This is a genomic window from Enterobacter quasihormaechei, from assembly GCF_004331385.1.
Classification (GTDB): domain Bacteria; phylum Pseudomonadota; class Gammaproteobacteria; order Enterobacterales; family Enterobacteriaceae; genus Enterobacter; species Enterobacter quasihormaechei.
The window spans coordinates 25724-32060 of sequence record NZ_SJON01000025.1; the positions used below are offsets into that span (position 1 = coordinate 25724).

Below are 6337 nucleotides of genomic sequence, written 5' to 3' on the forward strand. Positions count from 1 at the left end.
GTGGCGAAGAACTACTACGACATCACCCTGGCGCTGGCGGGAATTTGCCAGTCAGCCCGTCTGGTGCAACAGCTGGCGCATCAGGGTCATTGCGACGCCGATGCCCTGCACGTTTCACTTAACAGCGTTATCGATCTCAACCCGGGCTCCACGCTGGGCGTCTTTGGCGGCAGTGAAACTAACCTTCGTCTCGGTCTTGAAACCCTGCTCGGCGTGCTCAACGCCAGCAACCGTCAGGGATTGAACGCGGAACTGACCCGCTATACCTTAAGCCTGATGGTACTGGAACGTAAGCTGAACGCGGCAAAAGGGGCAATGAATACCCTGGGCGACCGCATCGCCGGGCTACAGCGCCAGCTCGACCATTTTGACCTCCAGTCTGAGACCCTGCTGAGCGCGATGGCGGGTATCTACGTCGACGTGATTAGCCCGCTCGGCCCGCGTATTCAGGTCACGGGTTCTCCTGCCGTATTGCAAAGCCCACAGGTACAGGCGAAGGTTCGCGCCTCGCTGCTGGCAGGCATTCGTGCCGCGGTGCTGTGGCAACAGGTCGGCGGTGGCCGCCTACAGTTAATGTTTTCTCGTCATCGCCTGACGACTCAGGCAAAACAAATTCTTGCTCATTGTTAACCTCCCGGAGTTGCGAATTATGGAATTATCCTCACTGACCGCCGTATCCCCTGTCGATGGACGCTACGGCGATAAAGTCAGCGCGCTGCGCGGGATCTTCAGCGAATATGGCCTGCTGAAGTTCCGTGTTCAGGTTGAAGTACGCTGGCTGCAAAAGCTGGCCGCCCAGACAGCAATCAAGGAAGTTCCTGCTTTTGACGCAAAGGCAAACGATTACCTTGATAAAATCGTTGCTGAGTTCAGCGAAGAAGATGCCGCGCGCATTAAAACCATTGAACGCACCACCAACCACGATGTGAAAGCGGTTGAGTACTTCCTGAAAGAGAAAGTGGAAAGCGTCCCTGCCCTGCACGCGGTATCTGAATTTATTCACTTCGCCTGCACGTCTGAAGATATCAATAACCTGTCTCATGCGCTGATGCTCTCCACCGCGCGCAAAGAGGTGGTTCTGCCTTACTGGCGTAAAATCATTGATGCGGTGAAAGCCCTGTCCGTGGAGTACCGCGACATTCCGCTGCTGTCCCGTACGCACGGCCAGCCGGCAACCCCGTCCACCATGGGTAAAGAGATGGCGAACGTGGCGTACCGCATGGAACGCCAGTATCGTCAGCTGGAGCAGGTTGAGATCCTCGGCAAAATCAACGGCGCGGTGGGTAACTACAACGCCCACATCGCCGCGTACCCGGAAGTGGACTGGCACCAGTTCAGCGAAGCGTTCGTGACCTCTCTGGGCATTCAGTGGAACCCGTACACCACCCAGATTGAGCCGCATGACTACATCGCCGAGCTGTTTGACTGCATCGCGCGCTTTAACACCATCCTGATCGACTTCGATCGCGACGTCTGGGGTTATATCGCCCTGAATCACTTTAAGCAGAAGACCATCGCCGGGGAAATCGGTTCGTCCACCATGCCGCACAAGGTGAACCCAATCGACTTTGAAAACTCCGAAGGTAACCTGGGTCTGGCGAATGCCGTGTTGCAGCATATGGCGAGCAAGCTGCCGGTATCCCGCTGGCAGCGCGACCTGACCGACTCCACGGTGCTGCGTAACCTGGGCGTGGGCATTGGCTATGCGCTGATCGCGTATCAGTCTACCCTGAAAGGCGTGAGCAAACTGGAAGTGAACCGCGACCGACTGCTGGACGAACTGGATCACAACTGGGAAGTGCTGGCGGAGCCGATTCAGACCGTGATGCGTCGTTACGGCATTGAAAAACCGTATGAGAAACTCAAGGAGCTGACCCGCGGTAAACGCGTTGATGCTGAAGGTATGAAGCAGTTTATCGACGGTCTGGCGCTGCCAGAAGAAGAAAAAGCGCGCCTGAAAGAGATGACCCCGGCTAACTACATTGGCCGTGCCATTACCATGGTTGACGAGCTGAAGTAATCGCCCACCCCCTTTCCACCCGGAAAGGGGGCTGCTTTTCAACATCGTGCCGACGTTTTCATACCCCGTTACAGGCTTCGCCGGATTAAAGCCTGCTGTCAAATTGATTGTTATTTTTCGCCGTGGAATAACTTTCCGGAATATAGCGTTTCAGGCCAAACGGGCACAGCCTGAACTGGCACGGCGTCTCAACGGTGCACGGGCGATCCATCTCCTGCCGGTTCCCTGGACACGCGTTTTTCTTTTTGAAACCCATCCAACCTATTGATGTAAATGGCATTGCCTGCGCTATCCATACTCTTCGGCGTCGGTCATTAATCAGGATCCCCTGGCTTGAGGTGGTGATGATTTCACCTGCACGAACGTAATAATCCCCTTTAAGCCACAGGATGTAATTCAGGCCATAATGTGTTTCAACCTTGCAAAAGAGGGTGCCGCTTTCGGGGCTCGCAATAGTCTCAACAACCTTCCAGTCCATAAATGCCTCTTTACTCGATAAATTGCTGTTTAGTTGTGTAAAAATGCTGATTTGCTGGTACATATTATGCGGATCTAATTTCGCACCATAAAATAAGCGTAGACAAAGATGGAAAGATCGAAAACATTCTTACAAAAAAAAGGGCAATATTTACAAAACTTGCCCGCAGCTTAAGTACCTCGCGGGATTTGTCCCCCCCTCAATGCCCGTTCTGGCAAAAATGCCGCGCGCCCTCAACAGTTAATAAACAGATGGTTGTTTTATCCGGAATGCGGAAGCTTGCGAAAACAAGTCGGTTTATATTACTCGCGCTTTTTTAGGGCATGAAAAAACCATTTAATTTCATCACGCTGGTGTCAACCTGGATAATCAGCGTTAAACTATTCATACCATTTTTAAAGGGAGAAGTGATGATGCGCGTACTGGTTGTTGAGGATAACGCATTGCTACGTCATCACCTGAAAGTTCAGCTTCAGGAGATGGGCCATCAGGTGGACGATGCCGAAGACGCAAAAGAGGCCGATTATTATCTCAATGAACACCTGCCGGACATCGCCATCGTCGATTTAGGGCTGCCGGATGAAGATGGATTGTCCCTTATCCGCCGCTGGCGTAGCCATGACGTTTCGCTGCCGGTGCTGGTGCTGACCGCTCGCGAAGGCTGGCAGGACAAGGTTGAAGTATTGAGCGCAGGCGCGGACGACTACGTTACCAAACCCTTCCATATTGAAGAAGTTGCCGCGCGCATGCAGGCGCTGCTGCGCCGTAACAGCGGGCTGGCGTCGCAGGTGATCTCTCTGCCGCCGTTCCAGGTGGATCTCTCCCGCCGCGAATTTTCCATTAACGATGAAGTGATCAAGCTGACCGCATTCGAATACACCATTATGGAAACGCTGATCCGTAATAACGGTAAAGTGGTGAGCAAGGACTCCCTGATGCTACAGCTTTATCCGGATGCCGAGCTGCGCGAAAGCCATACCATTGACGTGCTGATGGGCCGCCTGCGCAAAAAAATTCAGGCACAGTACCCGCACGACGTGATCACCACCGTGCGCGGTCAGGGCTACCTGTTCGAATTACGCTAAATGAAAGGGATTTTGCGCCACATATTACCCCTTTCGCTGCGGGTTCGCTTTCTGCTGGCAACCGCCGCCGTCGTGCTGGTGCTGTCGCTCTCCTACGGAATGGTGGCGTTGGTCGGGTACAGCGTAAGCTTCGATAAAACCACCTTCCGCCTGCTTCGCGGCGAAAGTAACCTGTTTTATACCCTGGCGAAATGGGAGAACAACCAAATCACCGTCGAGATGCCGGAAAACCTGAACCAGCAGAGCCCGACGCTGGCGCTGATTTACGATGAAAAAGGCAAATTGCTGTGGGCGCAGCGTGATGTTCCCTGGCTGAAAAAACGCATCCGTCCGGAATGGCTGAAAACCAACGGATTTCACGAAATAGAAGCCGACCTCAACTCGACCAGCATCCTGCTGCGTGACGATCGGGCGTTACAGAACAAGCTCAATGAGATCCGCGCCGAAGATGACGACACGGAGATGACCCACTCGGTGGCCATCAACCTGTATCCCGCTACCCTGAACATGCCGCAGCTGACCATTGTGGTGATCGATACCATACCGGTTGAGCTAAAACGCTCGTATATGGTCTGGAACTGGTTCGTGTACGTTCTGGCTGCCAACCTGCTGCTGGTAATCCCTCTCCTGTGGGTCGCTGCGTGGTGGAGCCTTCGTCCGATTGAGTCCCTCGCCAAAGAGGTGCGCGAGCTGGAGGAGCATCACCGCGAGAAGCTGAACCCGGAGACCACGCGCGAGCTGACCAGCCTGGTGCGCAACCTCAACCGCCTGCTGAAAAGCGAACGTGAACGTTACGACAAGTATCGCACGACGCTCACCGATCTTACGCACAGCCTGAAAACCCCGCTGGCGGTGATGCAAAGTACCCTACGTTCCATGCGCAGTTCGAAAATGAGCGTGGATGACGCCGAGCCTGTGATGCTGGAGCAAATCAGCCGAATTTCACAGCAGATTGGTTATTACCTGCACCGCGCCAGCATGCGTTCCGGAAGCGCCCTGTTGAGCCGCGAGCTGCACCCGGTAGCCCCGCTGCTGGATAACCTCACTTCTGCGCTGAACAAGGTATACCAGCGTAAAGGAGTCAATATCAGCCTGGATATCTCACCGGAAATTAGCTTTGTCGGCGAGAAGAATGACTTCATGGAAGTGATGGGGAACCTGCTCGATAACGCCTGTAAGTATTGTCTGGAGTTTGTCGAGGTGTCCGCGCGGGTAACGGATAACGAACTGCATATTATCGTTGAGGACGATGGTCCCGGCATTCCCCGTAATAAACGCGAAGTGGTATTTGACCGCGGTCAGCGCGCCGATACGCTGCGTCCGGGCCAGGGCGTGGGGCTGGCCGTCGCCCGGGAAATCGTCGATCAGTACGACGGCAAGATCGAAACCGGTGAAAGTTTGCTGGGCGGCGCCCATATGGAGGTCATTTTTGGCCGTCAACAGCCCGTATCGAACGATAGTTAACCCGGAATGTGAAAAATACGCGGATCTCGCCCCCAGGGTTCTTTGCTTCCGTTATAATCCGTCTCAGTAAGAGCCTGCGGAAAACAAAAATATGGATTATCAATTAACGCTTAACTGGCCCGATTTCATCGAACGTTACTGGCAAAAACGCCCGGTCGTTCTGAAACGCGGGTTCAGCAATTTTATCGACCCTATTTCCCCTGACGAACTCGCGGGTCTGGCGATGGAAAACGAGGTGGACAGCCGTCTGGTGAGCCATCAGGACGGAAAATGGCAGGTCAGCCACGGTCCATTTGAAAGCTACGATCACCTGGGCGAAAGCAACTGGTCTTTACTGGTGCAGGCGGTCAACAACTGGCACGAACCCACCGCAGCCTTAATGCGCCCCTTCCGCGCCCTGCCGGACTGGCGAATGGACGATCTGATGATCTCCTTCTCCGTTCCCGGTGGCGGCGTCGGTCCGCATCTGGATCAGTACGACGTGTTTATCATTCAGGGTACCGGTCGCCGTCGCTGGCGCGTGGGCGAAAAGGTGCCAATGAAGCAGCACTGCCCGCACCCGGACCTGCTTCAGGTCGATCCGTTTGAAGGGATCATTGATGAAGAGCTGGAGCCGGGCGACATTTTGTACATCCCGCCAGGCTTCCCGCATGAAGGCTATTCGCTGGAAAACTCGCTGAACTATTCGGTCGGTTTCCGCGCGCCAAGCGGCCGCGAGATGATCAGCGGGTTTGCTGATTATGTTTTACAGCGCGAGCTGGGCAGCTACCGTTACAGCGATCCGGACGTTCCGGCGCGTGAGCATCCGGCAGATATTCTGCCAGAGGAGCTGGATAAGCTGCGCGGTATGATGCTGGATCTGATCGGCGAACCGGAGCACTTCAGACAGTGGTTTGGCGAGTTTATCAGCCAGTCGCGTCATGAACTGGACGTCGCACCGCCAGAGCCACCGTATCAGGCGGATGAAATTTATGATGCGCTCCAGCAGGGCGATAAGCTGGTTCGTCTGGGCGGATTACGCGTGCTGCGCATTGGCGAAGAGGTATTCGTCAACGGCGAGCGTCTGGACTCCCCGCACCGTCCGGCGCTGGAAGCGATTGCCAGCCATATGGTGCTGTCTGCGGATACCTTTGGCGACGCGCTGGACGATCCGTCGTTCCTCGCCATGCTGGCCGCGCTGGTGAACAGCGGGTACTGGTTCTTTGAGGACTGATGTGTGATGTTTGCCGGGTGGCGGCTACGCCTTACCCGGCCTACAACACCACGATCCCGTAGGCCCGGTAAGCGAAG

6 protein-coding genes are annotated in these 6337 nt (G+C 54.9%); 5 read left to right on the plus strand and 1 reads right to left on the minus strand.

Annotation, left to right across the window (positions count from 1 at the left end; all coding sequences use genetic code 11):
- Positions 1 to 630 carry a high frequency lysogenization protein HflD gene (gene hflD / locus E0L16_RS20930; RefSeq protein ID WP_006809213.1) on the plus strand — a complete coding sequence of 210 codons (630 nt, stop codon included), beginning with the start codon at positions 1 to 3 and terminating at the stop codon, positions 628 to 630.
- A gap of 19 nt (positions 631 to 649) precedes the next feature.
- Entirely contained in the window at positions 650 to 2020 is a 1371-nt protein-coding gene (gene purB / locus E0L16_RS20935; RefSeq protein WP_107535141.1) for an adenylosuccinate lyase, read from the plus strand.
- Positions 2021 to 2105: 85 nt separating this feature from the next.
- Here purB and E0L16_RS20940 read toward each other — a convergent pair whose 3' ends face one another.
- Positions 2106 to 2561, minus strand: coding sequence for an anti-adapter protein IraM (locus E0L16_RS20940; RefSeq protein WP_131638153.1), 456 nt, complete (start codon positions 2559 to 2561; stop codon positions 2106 to 2108).
- Between the two features lie 350 nt (positions 2562 to 2911).
- On the opposite strand from E0L16_RS20940, the gene phoP reads away from it, so the two are divergent.
- The 3 genes from phoP (at position 2912) to E0L16_RS20955 (ending at position 6260) form a co-directional block, all read left to right on the plus strand.
- Positions 2912 to 3583, plus strand: a complete 672-nt coding sequence (gene phoP, locus E0L16_RS20945; RefSeq protein WP_026094318.1) for a two-component system response regulator PhoP — start codon at positions 2912 to 2914, stop codon at positions 3581 to 3583.
- Positions 3584 to 5047 (plus strand): two-component system sensor histidine kinase PhoQ, encoded by a 1464-nt coding sequence (gene phoQ, locus E0L16_RS20950; protein ID WP_063866389.1) that lies wholly within the window; start codon positions 3584 to 3586, stop codon positions 5045 to 5047.
- A gap of 91 nt (positions 5048 to 5138) precedes the next feature.
- Positions 5139 to 6260, plus strand: coding sequence for a ribosomal protein uL16 3-hydroxylase (locus E0L16_RS20955; protein ID WP_107535140.1), 1122 nt, complete (start codon positions 5139 to 5141; stop codon positions 6258 to 6260).
- Positions 6261 to 6337 lie beyond the last annotated feature (77 nt).